At 70.0% G+C, this 14,478-nt stretch carries 15 protein-coding genes; 7 read left to right on the forward strand and 8 right to left on the reverse strand.

The window, feature by feature from the left end:
- The first annotated feature begins 12 nt into the window (after positions 1 to 12).
- Positions 13 to 843 (forward strand): triacylglycerol lipase, encoded by an 831-nt coding sequence (locus tag NQ152_RS04070; RefSeq protein ID WP_257500899.1) that lies wholly within the window; start codon positions 13 to 15, stop codon positions 841 to 843.
- Between the two features lie 38 nt (positions 844 to 881).
- Here NQ152_RS04070 and NQ152_RS04075 read toward each other — a convergent pair whose 3' ends face one another.
- Together NQ152_RS04075 and NQ152_RS04080 are read right to left on the reverse strand one after the other, a co-directional pair.
- A complete protein-coding gene (locus NQ152_RS04075; protein ID WP_257523108.1) occupies positions 882 to 1,436 on the reverse strand; it encodes a hypothetical protein in 555 nt (184 codons plus the stop codon).
- Between the two features lie 68 nt (positions 1,437 to 1,504).
- Positions 1,505 to 2,398 (reverse strand): TerC family protein, encoded by an 894-nt coding sequence (locus tag NQ152_RS04080; RefSeq protein WP_257523109.1) that lies wholly within the window; start codon positions 2,396 to 2,398, stop codon positions 1,505 to 1,507.
- Between the two features lie 66 nt (positions 2,399 to 2,464).
- Between NQ152_RS04080 and NQ152_RS04085 the strand changes: the two genes are divergently transcribed.
- Together NQ152_RS04085 and sufU are read left to right on the forward strand one after the other, a co-directional pair.
- Complete coding sequence (locus NQ152_RS04085) at positions 2,465 to 3,754, forward strand: SufS family cysteine desulfurase (protein WP_257523110.1); 1,290 nt, start codon at positions 2,465 to 2,467, stop codon at positions 3,752 to 3,754.
- Positions 3,751 to 4,206 carry a Fe-S cluster assembly sulfur transfer protein SufU gene (gene sufU / locus NQ152_RS04090; protein ID WP_257500903.1) on the forward strand — a complete coding sequence of 152 codons (456 nt, stop codon included), beginning with the start codon at positions 3,751 to 3,753 and terminating at the stop codon, positions 4,204 to 4,206. The genes NQ152_RS04085 and sufU overlap by 4 nt, the downstream gene beginning before the upstream one ends.
- Before the next feature lie 7 nt (positions 4,207 to 4,213).
- On the opposite strand, the gene NQ152_RS04095 is transcribed toward sufU, so the two are convergent.
- From NQ152_RS04095 to NQ152_RS04105, 3 genes are read right to left on the reverse strand one after another with little or no spacing between them, the layout of a single operon-like run.
- Positions 4,214 to 5,194: an SRPBCC family protein gene (locus NQ152_RS04095; protein WP_257523111.1), complete on the reverse strand. Its 981-nt coding sequence runs from the start codon at positions 5,192 to 5,194 to the stop codon at positions 4,214 to 4,216.
- 1 nt (position 5,195) lies between these two features.
- Complete coding sequence (locus tag NQ152_RS04100) at positions 5,196 to 5,582, reverse strand: helix-turn-helix transcriptional regulator (RefSeq protein ID WP_257500905.1); 387 nt, start codon at positions 5,580 to 5,582, stop codon at positions 5,196 to 5,198.
- A 54-nt stretch (positions 5,583 to 5,636) separates the two neighbouring features.
- Positions 5,637 to 6,035, reverse strand: a complete 399-nt coding sequence (locus tag NQ152_RS04105; protein WP_257523112.1) for a hypothetical protein — start codon at positions 6,033 to 6,035, stop codon at positions 5,637 to 5,639.
- A gap of 524 nt (positions 6,036 to 6,559) precedes the next feature.
- Between NQ152_RS04105 and purL the strand changes: the two genes are divergently transcribed.
- The 4 genes from purL (at position 6,560) to NQ152_RS04125 (ending at position 11,032) form a co-directional block, all read left to right on the forward strand.
- Positions 6,560 to 8,914, forward strand: coding sequence for a phosphoribosylformylglycinamidine synthase subunit PurL (gene purL, locus NQ152_RS04110; RefSeq protein WP_257523113.1), 2,355 nt, complete (start codon positions 6,560 to 6,562; stop codon positions 8,912 to 8,914).
- A gap of 9 nt (positions 8,915 to 8,923) precedes the next feature.
- On the forward strand, positions 8,924 to 9,058 hold the full coding sequence (locus tag NQ152_RS04115) for a hypothetical protein (RefSeq protein ID WP_257500908.1): 135 nt from the start codon (positions 8,924 to 8,926) through the stop codon (positions 9,056 to 9,058).
- Between the two features lie 91 nt (positions 9,059 to 9,149).
- Positions 9,150 to 9,998, forward strand: a complete 849-nt coding sequence (locus NQ152_RS04120) for a hypothetical protein (RefSeq protein ID WP_257523114.1) — start codon at positions 9,150 to 9,152, stop codon at positions 9,996 to 9,998.
- A gap of 89 nt (positions 9,999 to 10,087) precedes the next feature.
- A complete protein-coding gene (locus NQ152_RS04125) occupies positions 10,088 to 11,032 on the forward strand; it encodes a hypothetical protein (protein ID WP_257523115.1) in 945 nt (314 codons plus the stop codon).
- A 52-nt stretch (positions 11,033 to 11,084) separates the two neighbouring features.
- Here NQ152_RS04125 and NQ152_RS04130 read toward each other — a convergent pair whose 3' ends face one another.
- From NQ152_RS04130 to NQ152_RS04140, 3 genes are all read right to left on the reverse strand, one after another.
- Positions 11,085 to 11,990 carry a glycine betaine ABC transporter substrate-binding protein gene (locus tag NQ152_RS04130; RefSeq protein WP_257523116.1) on the reverse strand — a complete coding sequence of 302 codons (906 nt, stop codon included), beginning with the start codon at positions 11,988 to 11,990 and terminating at the stop codon, positions 11,085 to 11,087.
- Between the two features lie 145 nt (positions 11,991 to 12,135).
- The gene (locus NQ152_RS04135; protein ID WP_257500912.1) at positions 12,136 to 13,029 is read right to left on the reverse strand and encodes a proline/glycine betaine ABC transporter permease; all 894 of its coding nucleotides are present in this window, start codon (positions 13,027 to 13,029) and stop codon (positions 12,136 to 12,138) included.
- Complete coding sequence (locus NQ152_RS04140; RefSeq protein WP_257500913.1) at positions 13,026 to 14,321, reverse strand: glycine betaine/L-proline ABC transporter ATP-binding protein; 1,296 nt, start codon at positions 14,319 to 14,321, stop codon at positions 13,026 to 13,028. The genes NQ152_RS04135 and NQ152_RS04140 overlap by 4 nt, the downstream gene beginning before the upstream one ends.
- Positions 14,322 to 14,478: the final 157 nt, after the last annotated feature.

The raw sequence follows: 14,478 nt of genomic DNA on the forward strand, positions 1-14,478 counted from the left end.
AGAATCCCCACCATGACCGGCGGCGCGAAGGCTCCTGAGAAGCCCTCATGGCTCGTGCGCGGGTGGTGGTGGGCGCTGGACTACGCCTACGCCGCCCGTCGGCAGCTCGCGATCGTCGGCGCGCTCGGCACGCCAGGCCGCCGGCGTCCCGGTCCGCGCGCCTGGCGTTCCGGTTCGGACCGGCTCGCCGAGATCATCCTGCTGCCGGGGGTATACGAGCACTGGACCTTTCTGCGGCCGCTGGGCGATGCCCTCAATGCGGCGGGGCATCGGGTCCGGGTCGTCCACGGCCTCGGAACGAACCGCCGCAGCATCGTGGAGACATCGGAACGGCTGGGCCGCGCCCTGGCCGGCAGACCGCCGTCGGCGGCCGGCCGGGTCCTGGTGGCGCACAGCAAGGGCGGCTTGATCGGCAAGCACCTGCTGGTGTCCTCGGGCGCAGCCGCGGCGGCCGCGGTCGAGGCCGCGACCGGCGGTGATCCTGCGGATGCCGCGGCCGGCGCCTCGGCATCCACGGGCTCCGATGCGCCCCTGGGGCTGCTCGGACTGGTCGCGGTGTGCACGCCCTTCCACGGGTCGCGTCTGGCCGGCCTGTTCGTCGTGCCCAGCATCCGCGAGTTCCTGCCCGACGGCGAGACGATCGTGATGCTGGGACGCGACGAATCGGTCAACGGACGCATCGTGTCGGTGTTCGGCCGGTTCGACCCGCACATCCCCGGCGGCAGCGCGCTGGACGGCGCGACGAACGTGATGGTGCCCGCGACCGGACATTTCCGCATCCTCGCGTCGCCGCTCACGCACGCCGCAGTGCTGGACGGTGTCCGGATGCTGTCCACCGACTGACTGCGCGGCGGCGGCATCCGACTCCGTCGTCGCACGAGCTAGGGCCCGAGCGCAGGGATCCCCGCGACCAGGGCGACAGTGCCGAGGATCAGGAAGATCGGCGCCGCGAGGATGCCGCACCAGAAGCTCGGCGCGACGCTCGTGCGCGGCAGGAACAGCGCAGCGGCACCGGCGGCGGTGATCAGCAGCGCGGCGATCAGGATGAGCGGCTGGCCGAAGACGAAGGCGAGCGGAACGAAATGCACACCGACGATGACCAGCACGGCCGGGGCGATCAGGTACGCGCGCCGGGTGCGGGTGAGCAGGATCGCCAGCACGATGATGGCCAGCACCTCCAGCCAGAACACCACGACGTACCAGACGAAGGCGGCGCTTCCGGGATCCATCGCGGTCGGCCAGTTCCAGTGCCTGACTGCGACCGGGACCGCGAAGCCCAGGAGGACCAGGCCGGCGATCTGCAGCACCACCAGCACGATCCGCCAGATCACGCCTCGCGGGGGGCGCTCCTGCGCCCATCCCGCCCAGACGAACGCCGCGGCACCGAAGATCGCACCGGTCACCACGACGTCGCGTGCGAACTCCAGTTCGAGCATGCCCTCACGGTAGCGGCCGCGTCAGCGGGGCGGGGGGATGCGGGCTCGCGAAGCGCGGCGGAGTCTGCTCAGCCCAGCCCGGCGCGGTCCACGGTGTCGGCGGCTCCGGTGACCGGTTTGCGGGAGAGCCCCACGGCACCGGAATCCGGTCCCTTCGACAGCGCCGCCGCCACCGCGGGCGACTCGTCGACATCCGGATACTGCGGCCGCAGTTGCACGGCCTGCGTCCGCCGGTGCTCGCGCTTGGCCCGCCGCGCGGCGTAGGTGAGGTTGAGCGTCTCGACGAGGATCGCGAACGCCATCGGCGCGTAGATCAGCGCCTTGTCGATGTGCACGCCGAAGCCCTCGGCGATGAGGAACACGCCGATCAGCAGCAGGAAGGACAACGCCAGCATCTTCACGGTGGGGTGCTTGTTCACGAACGTGAAGATGAAGCGCGCCGCGAACAGCATGATGCCGAACGACAGCACGACGACGGTGATGATCACGACGAGGTTCTCGGTCATCCCGACCGCGGTGATCACCGAGTCGAGCGAGAAGACGATGTCCAGCAGCAGGATCTGGATCAGCACCGAGGTGAAGGTGATCTTTGCGGTGCGGCTGGCCCCGTGCTCCTCCTCGGCCCCCTCCAGCTTGTGGTGGATCTCGGTGACGGCCTTGTAGACGAGGAAGAGGCCACCCGCGATCAGGATGAAGTCCTTGACCGAGAACCCCAGCCCGAACAACTCCACCACGTCGTCCTTCAGCGTGATGATCCAGCCCGCGAACAGCACCAGGATCACACGGATGACCATGGCCAGCGTCAGGCCGAGGTTGCGGGCCTTCGCCTGCTGCTCCTGGGGGAGCTTGCTCGCCAGGATCGAGATGAAGATCACGTTGTCGACACCGAGCACGATTTCGAGCACGAACAGCGTCAGGAACACCGCGATGAGGTCAGGTGTGAATGCGAAGGAGAGGTCCACGGGCTCAAGCGTATGCGCAGCTCTGCCGTCGACCTTGCGGTCGGGCCTGCGGCGTAGCCTGGAAGCGTGAGTTTTTCGACCGAGACCGCCCTGGACGCCCGCGCGCTCCGAGCAGACTTCCCGATCCTGAGCCGACTGGTCGACGGCCGCCCGCTGGTCTACCTCGATTCGGCCGCGACGAGCCAGAAGCCGCAGGCGGTGATCGACGCCGAGGTGGCCTTCCTCACCGGCGCGAACGCCGCCGTGCACCGCGGGGCGCACACGCTCGCTGCCGAAGCCACCGAGCTGTTCGAGGACGCGCGCGCCACCGTCGCGGCGTTCGTCGGTGCGGCGCCGGAGCAGCTGGTCTGGACCAGCGGCGCCACCGCCGGTGTGAACCTCGTCGCGTATGCGATCGGCAACGCGACGCTGGGGCGCGGCGGGCCGGCCGGCGCGCGTCTGGCGCTGGCGGCCGGCGACGAGATCGTCGTGACCGAGGCCGAGCACCACGCCAACCTCATTCCGTGGCAGGAGCTGGCCGCGCGCACCGGGGCCGTGCTGCGGCACATTCCGGTCCGCGACAACGGCACCATCGACCTGGATGCCGCGGCATCCGTGATCGGAGCGCGCACCCGCATCGTCGCCTTCCCGCACGTCTCGAACGTGCTCGGGATCGTCAACCCGGTCACCGAGCTGGTGGTGCTCGCGCACGCGGTCGGGGCGCTGACGGTGCTGGATGCGTGCCAGTCCGCGCCGCATCTGCCGCTGAACCTGCCGGCGCTGGGCGTCGATCTGGCCGTGTTCTCCGGGCACAAGATGCTCGGACCCTACGGAATCGGGGGGCTGTACGGCCGGGCGGATGTGCTGGACGCTCTGCCTCCCTTCCTCACCGGCGGTTCGATGATCACCCAGGTGACGCTGGACCGCGCCGAGTACCTGCCGCCCCCGCAGCGCTTCGAGGCGGGGACGCAGCCGGTCTCGCAGGCGATCGCCCTGGCCGCGGCGGTGCGCTACCTCGACGCGGTGGGGATGGTCGCCGTGCACGCGCACGAGCGCACACTCGAGCGGCGACTGCGCACGGGCCTGCGCGCGATCGACGGTGTCCGCCTGCTCGGCGACGCCCCCGAGGGCATCGAGCGGGTCGGACTGGCGGCCTTCGACGTGGCGGGGGTGCACGCCCACGACGTCGGCCAGTACCTGGACTCCCGCGGCGTCGCCGTGCGCGTCGGACACCACTGCGCCGCCCCGCTGCACACCCGATTCGGCCTGACGGCATCCGTCCGAGCCTCCACGGCGCTGTACAACACCGCCGAGGACGTCGACGTCTTCCTGGACGCGCTCGCCGATGTGCGCCCGTTCTTCGGAGTCGGCGCATGAGCGGCCTCGAATCGCTCTACCAGGAGCTGATCCTGGAGCACTCCAAGCGGCCGTACGGCAAGGGGCTCGCGGCTGAGGACGGCCTGACCGGCACGTCGCACCAGCGCAATCCGATCTGCGGCGACGAGATCACGCTGCGCGTGCGTCTGGACGATGCCGGCGTGATCACAGACGTCACATGGGACGGCGCGGGCTGCTCCATCTCACAGGCGTCCGCGTCGATGCTCGCCGTGCTCGTCCAGGAAAAGGATGGCGGGATGCCTCGGGCGGAGGCATCCGCTCTGGTCGACGGCTTCCGCGAAGCGCTGCGCTCGCGCGGCACCATCCCCATCGATGAGGAGATCTACGGGGATGCCGAGGCGCTGAGCGGCGTCTCGAAGTACACCGCGCGCGTCAAGTGCGCGATGCTCGCGTGGGTCGCTTTCGAGGACGCGCTGCGGCGAACCTCCTGACGGCGGTTCAGGCGTTCGCGAGCATCCCCTCCAGCCGGGCGTAGCTGGTTTCCATGCCGTCGGTCATCCCGGTGGCGAGCACGATGTCGCGGGTCTCCTTGTCGGGGTACTCGATGAGCAGGGTGATCAGCGTCGCGCCGGCCTCTTCCTGGAGATTCAGGTCGTTGAGCGTCGGCGGGAACTCGGTGCCGGTCATGTGCTCGGTCGTGACCGACCGCCGCGGCTCCTCGATCAGGAGCGTCTCGCCGTCGAATCCGAACGCCTCGCCCTCGACGCCCTCGTCGGGCGCCCACGCGTAGCGGTACCGGCCGCCCACGGTGGGGTCGATCTCGCACACCGTCATCCGCCAGCCGTCCGGTCCGAGCAGCCAGCGCCGCATCAGGTCCGGGTCGTGGTGCGCGCGCCACACGAGTTCGCGCGGCCCGTCGATCAGGCGGGTGATCCGCACGTGCGTGTCGTCGATCAGCTCGGTCTGCGTGCCCTTGCCCTGCGCGTAGGCGCGAAGTCCCTGCAGCACGCGGTCGAGTTGGTTCAGGGCCATCGTCGACCCCTCCACGGCGCCGAAGGACACGATCTGCTGCAGCGCGTCGGCAGACGTGAAGTGCGTGACGTTCGTCAGCCGCGTGCCGGTGTCGGTGGCGTCGAAGTCGAAGGTGACGCGCATCACCGGCATCCCTTCCAGCGGTGCGCCGTCCTCGCCGGCGAACGCGTCGAGCACCTCGAAGCGCCGGGGCGCATCGATCGCCAGGAACTCCCAGGTGCCGCCGGATTTCTCGCCCCGCGGACTGGTCATGTGGTACCGCGCGTGTCCGCCCACGGCCAGGTCGAAGTCGGTGAACGTCGCGGGCCAGCCGGGCGGGCCCCAGAACAGCTCGAGCTGGCGCGCGTCCGTGAACGCATGCCAGACGCGCTCGATCGGCGCGGCGAAGTCGGCCACGAGCGTCATCGTGAGCGCTTCGGGATCGGGGGTCACGGCGGTGACGGGCATGTCACTCTCCTTCTGTCGGCGGTTCTTCCGGGTCGTGGGCGCGGGGCTGCGCGTCCAGCAGGGCGTCGAGGCGGCCGATGCGCGCCCGCCACAGGTCTTCGTACCGGGCCAGCAGCGCCCGAGCGCGGGCGATCATGGTCGGATCCGCCCGCACGAGGCGCTCGCGCCCTTCGGCGCGCTTGATGACCAGGCCCGCAGCCTCGAGCACCGCGATGTGCTTCTGGACCGCCGTGAACGACATGTCGTATTCCGCCGCGAGGGCGGATATGGAGCGCTCGTCCTCGATCGTGCGGCGGAGGATGTCGCGGCGGGTGGTGGCCGCCAGCGCCTGGAAGACGCGGTCGATCTGGTCATCGGTCAGCTCGCTCGCCGGGGTATACGCAACCATTTGGTTGTATGTTACCCGGTCCCGGGGCCCCAGACAAGCGTGAGGAAACGGCCGCTATATCCGACGCCGGAGCCAGATCGCGGTGGTGACGACGAGCGGCACTTGGGTGATCCCGTAGAGCAAGTGGAACGCGTAGTGGGCGGGAGTCTGAGCCGGATCGAAAGGAAGGATCGGCAGGGGCAGAACGGTGAGGATTGCGCCCAGGAGGTTCAACACACCCCACCCCAAGAGGGCCCACGCCGCGACGGATCGCAGCCGCGTGAACCACGCAGCGACGAGCACGACCGTCAGTGCCAGAGGGATGACCGATTCCGGGCTGACGATCGTCTGACCCGGCAAATCAGCCACATTGTGCACGAGCAGTCCGACCCAGCCGAGGGCGGCGGACACGGGCACCCACGGTGCGCTCCTCCTCGGACCGCCCGGTCCGTCGTGCACCCTGGTCCTGCTCACGCGGACCCCCGTGACGGCGCGGGCTTCCGCATTCTCACCGTCTCTGCACACCACATCGTTCGCGTTTTCCCATTGTCACCGGCCGACAGTGGGCTCATCTGACCACCTGGCGCGGCCCTCAGGCTCGGAGCATACTGCGCACAGGGGTGAGACGGAACCACAACGACGCCTCAGGCCTCGCCGGAAGCATCTCCAGCCGACGGGGTATCTGGCCCGCTCCCGCCGATGATCAACATCCGTTCTCCACGATCAGCCGGTGCCTCGACGTCCGGAAGATCGATTGGGCACTGCCGTAGCGTCCCGAGTCCGACGGTGTCTTCGAGCGTTTCACCGTCGGCAGGACCCTCACCGTTCGGCAGTCCAGGAAAGTGTCACGGCAAGGACCCCCGGATCGTGCGCTGGGCGCCCGCAACACGTGACAACTCGTGTCATCCCACGGCGTTCCTGACAGCCGCGGGCTGGGGGGCGGAGCCGCGGCTAGACTCGGTTGTGTCCGGCGTCCCCGATTCCTGGAGCTGAGCCGCGTGACCACCCCCTCCCCGATCGTCGACGGCCGCCCCGTCGCCGACACCGTTCAGAACGCCGCCGTCACGCCCGAACGCGAGCAGCCGTACGCGGCCCTCGGGCTCAAGCCGGACGAGTACGCGCGCATCCGCGAGATCCTCGGCCGCCGCCCCACCAGCGGCGAGCTGGCGATGTACTCGGTGATGTGGTCCGAGCACTGCTCGTACAAGTCCAGCAAGATCTACCTGCGCCAGTTCGGTCAGAAGGTCAGCGACGAGATGCGCGAGCGTCTCATGGTCGGCATGGGCCAGAACGCCGGCGTGGTCGACATCGGCGAAGGCTGGGCGGTCACCTTCAAGGTCGAGTCGCACAACCACCCCAGCTACATCGAGCCCTTCCAGGGCGCTGCGACCGGCGTCGGCGGCATCGTGCGCGACATCATCTCGATGGGTGCCCGCCCGGTCGCGATCATGGACCAGCTGCGCTTCGGTGCGATCGATCACCCCGACACCGCACGGGTCGTGCACGGCGTCGTCTCCGGCATCTCCTTCTACGGCAACTGCCTGGGCCTGCCGAACATCGGCGGCGAGACGGTGTTCGACTCGGTCTACCAGGGCAACCCGCTGGTCAACGCCCTCGCGGTGGGCATCATGCGCCACGAGGACATCAAGCTGGCCAACGCGACCGGCGCCGGCAACAAGGTCGTGCTCTTCGGCGCGCGCACCGGCGGCGACGGCATCGGCGGGGCATCGATCCTCGCATCGGACTCGTTCGACTCCACCGGCCCGACCAAACGGCCGGCCGTGCAGGTCGGCGACCCGTTCGCCGAGAAGGTGCTGATCGAGTGCTGCCTGGAGCTGTACCGCGACGACCTCGTCGAGGCGATCCAGGACCTCGGCGCCGCCGGGATCTCGTGCGCGACCTCCGAGCTTGCCGCGAACGGCGGCAGCGGCATGCGCGTGGACCTGGAGAAGGTGCTGCTGCGCGACCCGACCCTGACACCCGAAGAGATCCTCATGTCGGAGTCGCAGGAGCGCATGATGGCGATCGTCGCGCCGGAGAAGCTGGACGCGTTCCTCGAGGTCGTCGGCAAGTGGGACGTCGAAACCAGCGTGCTGGGCGAGGTGACCGGCGATGGCCGGCTGGTCATCCAGTGGCACGGCGACGTGATCGTGGACGTGGACCCCGCGACCGTGGCCGTCGACGGTCCGGTGTACGAGCGGCCCGTCGCGTACCCGACCTGGATCGACGCGCTCCGGGACGATTCGGCCGCGGCGCTGACCCGCTCCGACGACCCGGACACGCTGCGACGCCAGTTCGTCCAGCTGGTGGCGAGTCCCAACCTGGCCGACACCTCCTGGGTGACGAATCAGTACGACTACTACGTAGGCGGCAACACGGCGCTATCCTTCCCGGACGACGCAGGCATGGTCCGGGTCGACGAGCACTCCGGACTCGGCTTCGCGATCGCCACGGACTGCAACGGCCGCTTCTGCCAGCTCGACCCGTACGAGGGCGCCAAGCTCGCCCTCGCCGAGGCGTATCGCAACGTCGCTGTCACCGGCGCCGAGCCCACGGCCGTCACGGACTGCCTGAACTTCGGCAGCCCGGAGAACCCCGAAGTGATGTGGCAGTTCTCACAGGCGGTCGCCGGCCTGGCCGACGGATGCCTGGAACTGGGCATCCCGGTCACCGGTGGCAACGTGTCCTTCTACAACCAGACCGGCGACCAGCCGATCTTCCCGACCCCGGTCGTCGGCGTGCTGGGCATCATCGACGACGTGGCACGGCGCATCCCCAGCGGGTGGCAGGATCCCGGCGAGAACATCTACCTGCTCGGCGTGACCGCCGACGAGCTCAGCGGGTCGGCGTGGGCCGGCACGGTGCACGGGCACCTGGGCGGCCGCCCCCCGGCGGTCGACCTCGGCAACGAGAAGCGGCTCGCCGGGCTGCTGCACGCGGCATCCCAGCAGTCGCTCGTCTCCAGCGCTCACGACCTCTCCGCCGGCGGTCTCGCCCAGGCCCTGGCCGAGGGCGTGCTGCGCTTCGGCGTCGGCGCCCGCGTCTGGCTCCGCGAGATCATGGAGCGCGACGGGGTGGACGCCGCAACGGCTCTGTTCTCGGAGTCCACCGGTCGTGTCATCGTGACCGTGCCGCGCGAAGACGACGTGAAGTTCCGCGGGCTGTGCGAAGGCCGGCATTACCCCGTGCTGCGCATCGGCGTGAGCGACGTCCCCGGAGACGGGGATCAGCCGGAGCTGGAGATCCAGGACCTGTTCACGATCCCGCTGGGTCAGCTCCGCACCCTGTCGACCTCCACGCTTCCGGACGCGTTCGGCCCGACCGTCTCCGACCCGCCGCAGCACGCCGCGTAAGCTGAAAGCATGGCCAGCGACGACGAGTACGGCGGGTACAACGATGCCCGGCAACGGCGGATCAAGATCACGGCATGGGTCGTCATCGTGGCGCTGATCATCGTCGGCGGGGGCGCCACGGTGCTCGCCCTCATCTTCGGCTGACGCGCGGGGTCGTTGAGACCGGTGCGGACGCCCGGGCCTGCTCGCCGGAATTGCTCGGGCCACCCTCAGCGTGCGCCGGTAGCCTGAGAGGGTGGATCCGCTCTGGGTGTTGCTCTCCGAGGGGTGGTGGGCGCTTCCTGCGGCCGTGACCGCGGTGGGCGCCGGAGCCATCGGCACCCTCGGCGTACGCGCACAGCGCAGGGCGAAGGTGCGCCGCCTGGAACTGCACGCCGCCCAGGGCGATGTCCGCTCCGCCCGCACGGCGCTGACCCGCTCACGGGCCGCCGTCCACGCCGCACGCGCACACGTGGCGCGAGTGGAGGCCGACCGCCGGGCCGGACGCGCCGGCACGGCCGACGTCGCGGCGGCCCGCCAGGGCATGCGCCAGGCGCAGAGCGAGGCGACCGCCGCGTCCGCCGCCCTGATCGCCCGCCGTGCGGATGTCCGCGCCGCACGGGTGTCGATGCCGACACGACGGGACGGAGCCGATGCGCTGCCACTGGCGCGGTTGATGGCGGCGCACAGTGCAGTGACCACGGCATGGATGGCCTACGAGACCGATCCCGCCCTGACGATCGCGTACCCGTCGATGTCGGACGCGCGCGCTCCGTTGACCGCGACCTTCTTGCGCGAGCAGCAGGCCGCACAGTGGCTGCGTCCCTCATCGGCGGAGGCGCGCATCTCCCCCGCCGACTACGCGGCCTACCGCGACGCGGTGCGGCGGATGTCGCAGGCGTTCGACGCCGCAGAGCGCGACGCGTGGCGCAGAGCGGGGGACCCCCGCGGCCAGGAGCCGCCCAGCGAATGGTGGGTCGGTCTGGCCCAGGAGCTCTCCGACGGGGCGTCCCGCACGGTCGCCTGGTCGATCGATGCGATGGCTCGCGTGGCTGCCCTCGCGCCCCGGTCCACGCGCCGTGATCCCCGCCCGCCGCGCTCCTGACGGACCGGCGCGATCGAGTCGCCACCGGCGCACCTGCAAGTGCGCTGACTGCGGGGGCGCCCGGCCCGCCCGACGGTTAGCATGACAGGGTGGAGCCCCTCTTCCAGTTCCTCGGCAGCTACTGGTGGCTCGTCTTCCCGCTCATGGGTGTGATGGGCGGCGTCGGCAGCGCTTGGGAGCGCAGTGCCCGCCGTCGGCACAAGCGCCGCCTCGAGGTCCTCCACGCCAAGGCAGAGCTGAAGGCCGCGCAGGCCGCCGCCCGTGGCAATTCCCTCATCCTGCCTGCGACCGGGGCACAGTCGCCCGCGGATGCGACGATCCCCGGCGGTGCCGCACCGGGTGCGACGCAGCTCGAGCGGCTCTTCGCTGCGCACGATGCGGTGACCGCCCGCTGGCTGGAGTACGAGCTGGATGTGGCGAAGCTCATCGCCTTCCCGGCGATGAGCGACGGACGCCAGCCGTTGACGGCGGCGTTCCTTCGGGCCAAGCGCGTCGCGGACGGCCTGCGTCCGGCATCCGCCAAGGCACGCCTGACCAAGGATCAGCTCGCGGAGTACCGCAACGCCGTCGCCGACTTCGAGGTGGCCTTCGACGTCGCCGAGCGCGACGCCCGCCGCATCAAGGACTCGTCCTTCACCGTGGTGGAGCGCAAGCGACTGGACACCGCCAAGCAGCTGCTCACGATCGCGATCGACCAGGCAGCCACGCCGGCCGAACGGCAGGTGGCCTACCGGCGGGTGCGCGAAGAGCTGGATGGCCTCATCTCGCTGTCCGATGAGGCCATCGAGGTGCTCGAGGGCAAGGTGTCGCTCGAACTGACGACCGGGCAGGCGCCCGAGACAGCCCTCCCCGGCGTGCGTCGGCCGTCGACCACTCCGCCGGCCGCACGCCCGGCTGCCGCCTCGACACCGGAGCGAGCGGATGCCGCTCCGTCGCGTGATCGGCTGCCGTCCGCTCCGGCGCCGTGGCCGGTACCGGCGCGCACCTCGGACACCGCGCCCGGGCGGGTGATCCGGCCCAAGCCGCACCCCTGACGCCGGCGAGCGGGGCGCGGCCGGCAGACCCCGCCCCGCTCGTATGCCACGCTCAGGAGGTGAGGGAGTCCACCCACGCCTGGTTTGCAGCGATCCACTGCGCGACGACCGGACCGAAGTCGTCGCCGTCGAAGCCGCCGAACATGGCGTCCTCGAGCGAATACAGCGTCTGGTTGTCCATCGCGAAGTTCGACAGCCATTCGAACGCCTCGGGGAAGTCCTCCTGGAACGCGAGCGACGAGGTCGTGTGAATGCCTTCAGCCTCGCCCAGCAGACCATCCGGGTCTTCCAGGTCCTTGATCGGGAACGCGTTGTACGCCCAATGCGGACGCCACAGTGTCACGGCGATGTTCTCACCGGCATCCGTCGCCGACTTCAGCTCGGTGAGCATCGCCGGAGTGGAGGAGACGATGAAATCGAAGCCGTCCAGACCGTACCCGGGGATGACGGCGTCCTGGGTGACGGTCACCAGACCGGAGCCCGCGTCGATGCCGACGAGCTTGTTGTCGAACATGTCGGCGTTCGCGGCGAGCTCCGTGAGGGAGTCGATCGGCGCGTCTTCGTTCACGGCGATCGTGAGCTTGGCCTCTTCGTTCCACGCGCCCAGATCCACGATGTCGGCGCCGAAACGCTCGACGTACTGCTGATGCGTCAGCGGCAGCCAGGTGTCCAGCGTCAGATCGTAGTCGCCGCTCGCCAGGCCCGTGTAGACGGCCGCCGGTTCCGCGTATGCGAGTTCGACGTCGTAGCCCTGCTCTTCGAGCACGGCCTTCCACAGCTCGGATGCGGCGATGCCCTCATCCCAGCCGTTGAAGACGGCGATCGTGATCGGCCGGTCCGCACCCGCGGTGTCCGAGTCGGTTGCTGCGTCGCCGCTCGGGCCGGCGCAGCCGGCCAACGCGAGCGCTCCCGCGCCCGCGAGGGCCAGTGCCGTGGTGATCCTGCTTCTCTTGGTCATCGTGACGTCCTCTCCATCCGCGTGCGGGACGCGGATCGGTCTTGGTCGTGGCGCAGCGGTTCCGCGCGCCTCCTGCGGGTGATGAGCCCGCGAGGTGTGGCCGGGTGCGGGGGAGGCGTCATCGCTCCCCCGGGCACCGTTGGTCTCAGTTCGCCGCGCCCGCCGCGACGGGGGCGCTCCGGGCCGAAGGGCGCGTGCGCCGCTTCCGTCGCCGCGGGGCGGCAGCGGCGGAGGTGATGCGGTCCAGGATGATTGCGAGGATCACCACGGACACACCCGCTTCGACGCCGAGGGCGATGTCGATGCGGCTCAGGCTCTGCACGACGGCGCCACCCAGACCGCCCGCCCCGACCATTCCGGCGATGACCACCATCGACAGGCTCAGCATGATCACCTGGTTGACTCCGGCCATGATGCTGGGCATCGCCAGGGGCAGCTGGATCTGGCGCAGGATGCGAGCGGGCGAGGCGCCGAACGCGTGCCCGGCCTCGACGACCTCGGCGTCGACGCCGCGGATGCCGAGTTCGGTGAGCCGGACACCGGGTGCCAGCGCGAAGACCACGGTCGCGACGATTCCGGGCACCGGTCCGACGCCGAACAGCATCAGCGCGGGGATCAGGTAGACGAAGGCCGGCATCGTCTGCAGCAAGTCCAGAATCGGGCGGACAGCGCGTGAGACGCGATCGTTGCGCGCAGCCCAGATGCCGACCGGAATCGCGATCAGAACGGCCGCCGAGGCGGCCACGATGACGAGGGCGAGGGAGTCCATCGCGTTGGTCCACTGGTCCACACCCACGATCGCGAGCAGCCCCACTGCGGTGCCGAGGGCCAGCCACGTCCCCTTGGCGACATACGCGAGCGCTGTCAGGGCGAGGATGATCAACCAGAACGGCGGCGCGGACAGAGCCCAGTCGAGGCCGTCGTATACCGATCTGAAGACGGCGCTGAGTGCGTCGAAGAACCAGCCGAGGGTGTCGATCACGAAGCCCACGACGGCCTCCGCGACATCGCCGAGCGGAAGACGGAAGAGACCGCTCATGCGAAGCTCCCCTCAGCCGAAGGCCGCGCCGGTACCGCGTCGAGCGTCGTCGTCATCTCAGCGGCGCCGACCGTGACCGGGGGTTCGATGATCGCGTTCTCACGGGTGACGTCCGGCACGTTGCCCAGAGCCGCGAGCAGCGTGACCCGCGGAATCACGCCGACCAGCCGCCGCTGCTGGTCCAGGACGGCGACCGGAAGAGTGCTCTCGACGGAGCGCTCGACCACATCGCTGAGGGGATCGTCCGGACCGACGACAGGCTGCGAATGATCCAGCAGCAGCCGCAGGTCGGTGTTGCCGGCCTTGACCGCGCGGATGACGGAGCGGTCCGAGACCACACCGAGGTAGCGCCGATTCTCCAGAACGGCGACGGATCCGGTCTGCAGGTCCCGCATGACGCGAAGCGCCCCGCGGACCCCTGCGCTCAGCGGCGTGGTCGCCCGAGGCGGCTCCATCACGGATGACGCGGTGAGCACGCGCGCGCGGTCGACGTCCTGCACGAACTGCGCGACGTAGTCATTCGCGGGGTCGGTGAGGATGTCCTCCGGGGTGCCGGTCTGCACGATCCGTCCGTCCCGCATCACCGCGATCCGATCGCCGAGGAACATGGCCTCGTTCAGGTCGTGCGTGATGAACACGATCGTGCGTCCGAGTTCGCGCTGCAGTTCCACGAGCTGCTGCTGCATCTCCCGGCGGATCAGCGGATCCAGTGCCGAGAACGCCTCGTCCATGAGCAGGATGTCCGTGCCGGCGGTGAGGGCGCGTGCGAGTCCGACGCGCTGGCGCATACCGCCGGAGAGCTCATCGGGCATCGCGTCCGGGCGGTCGCCGAGGCCGACCTTCTCCAGGATCTCCATCGCGCGTGACCGGCGCTCGTCTCGCGGCACGCCCTGGATCTCCAGCGCGTAGGCGGCGTTGTCCAGGACCGAACGATGCGGCAGGAGGGCGAAGTGCTGGAAGACCATGGACACCGAGGACCGGCGGATGCGGCGCACCTCCGCCGGTGCCGCGTCCGTGATGCTCGTGCCCTGGATGAGGACGTCACCGGCGGTCGGAGCCACCAGGCCGTTCAGCATCCGGATGATGGTGGACTTGCCCGAGCCGGAGAGCCCCATGATCACGAAGATCTCGCCGGGGTTCACCGTGAAGCTCGCGTCGATGACGGCGGCTGTTCCCGCGTCCAGGACCTGCGGGCGAGACTCGCCTGCCCGCAGTCGCCGGAGTGCCTGGGACGGGCTGCGTCCGAAGATCTTGAAGAGGCCTCTGGCCTCGAGTGCGTGCGCGAATGTCATATGCACCTCGGCGGTCCGCTGCGCGTGCAACCGCATCGGTAGCGCCCGGGCGGCAGTCACAGGTGAGCACGCGCAGCAGCGCTGTGCACCAGGCGGGGAACATCGGGTAAGCCGCCGAGACCGCCCACCGTACGCTCGGGCGGAAGCCGGGGATTCG

It is taken from the genome of Microbacterium sp. zg.B48 (assembly GCF_024623505.1).
Lineage (GTDB): Bacteria > Actinomycetota > Actinomycetes > Actinomycetales > Microbacteriaceae > Microbacterium.

Coding starts and splice junctions, on each gene's coding strand:
- NQ152_RS04070 (WP_257500899.1), top strand. CDS start 13: ATGACCGGCGGCGCGAAGGCTCCTGAGAAGCCCTCATGGCTCGTGCGC.
- NQ152_RS04075 (WP_257523108.1), bottom strand. CDS start 1,436: ATGCTCGAACTGGAGTTCGCACGCGACGTCGTGGTGACCGGTGCGATC.
- sufU (WP_257500903.1), top strand. CDS start 3,751: ATGAGCGGCCTCGAATCGCTCTACCAGGAGCTGATCCTGGAGCACTCC.
- NQ152_RS04095 (WP_257523111.1), bottom strand. CDS start 5,194: ATGCCCGTCACCGCCGTGACCCCCGATCCCGAAGCGCTCACGATGACG.
- NQ152_RS04100 (WP_257500905.1), bottom strand. CDS start 5,582: ATGGTTGCGTATACCCCGGCGAGCGAGCTGACCGATGACCAGATCGAC.
- NQ152_RS04115 (WP_257500908.1), top strand. CDS start 8,924: ATGGCCAGCGACGACGAGTACGGCGGGTACAACGATGCCCGGCAACGG.
- NQ152_RS04130 (WP_257523116.1), bottom strand. CDS start 11,990: ATGACCAAGAGAAGCAGGATCACCACGGCACTGGCCCTCGCGGGCGCG.
- NQ152_RS04135 (WP_257500912.1), bottom strand. CDS start 13,029: ATGAGCGGTCTCTTCCGTCTTCCGCTCGGCGATGTCGCGGAGGCCGTC.
- NQ152_RS04140 (WP_257500913.1), bottom strand. CDS start 14,321: ATGACATTCGCGCACGCACTCGAGGCCAGAGGCCTCTTCAAGATCTTC.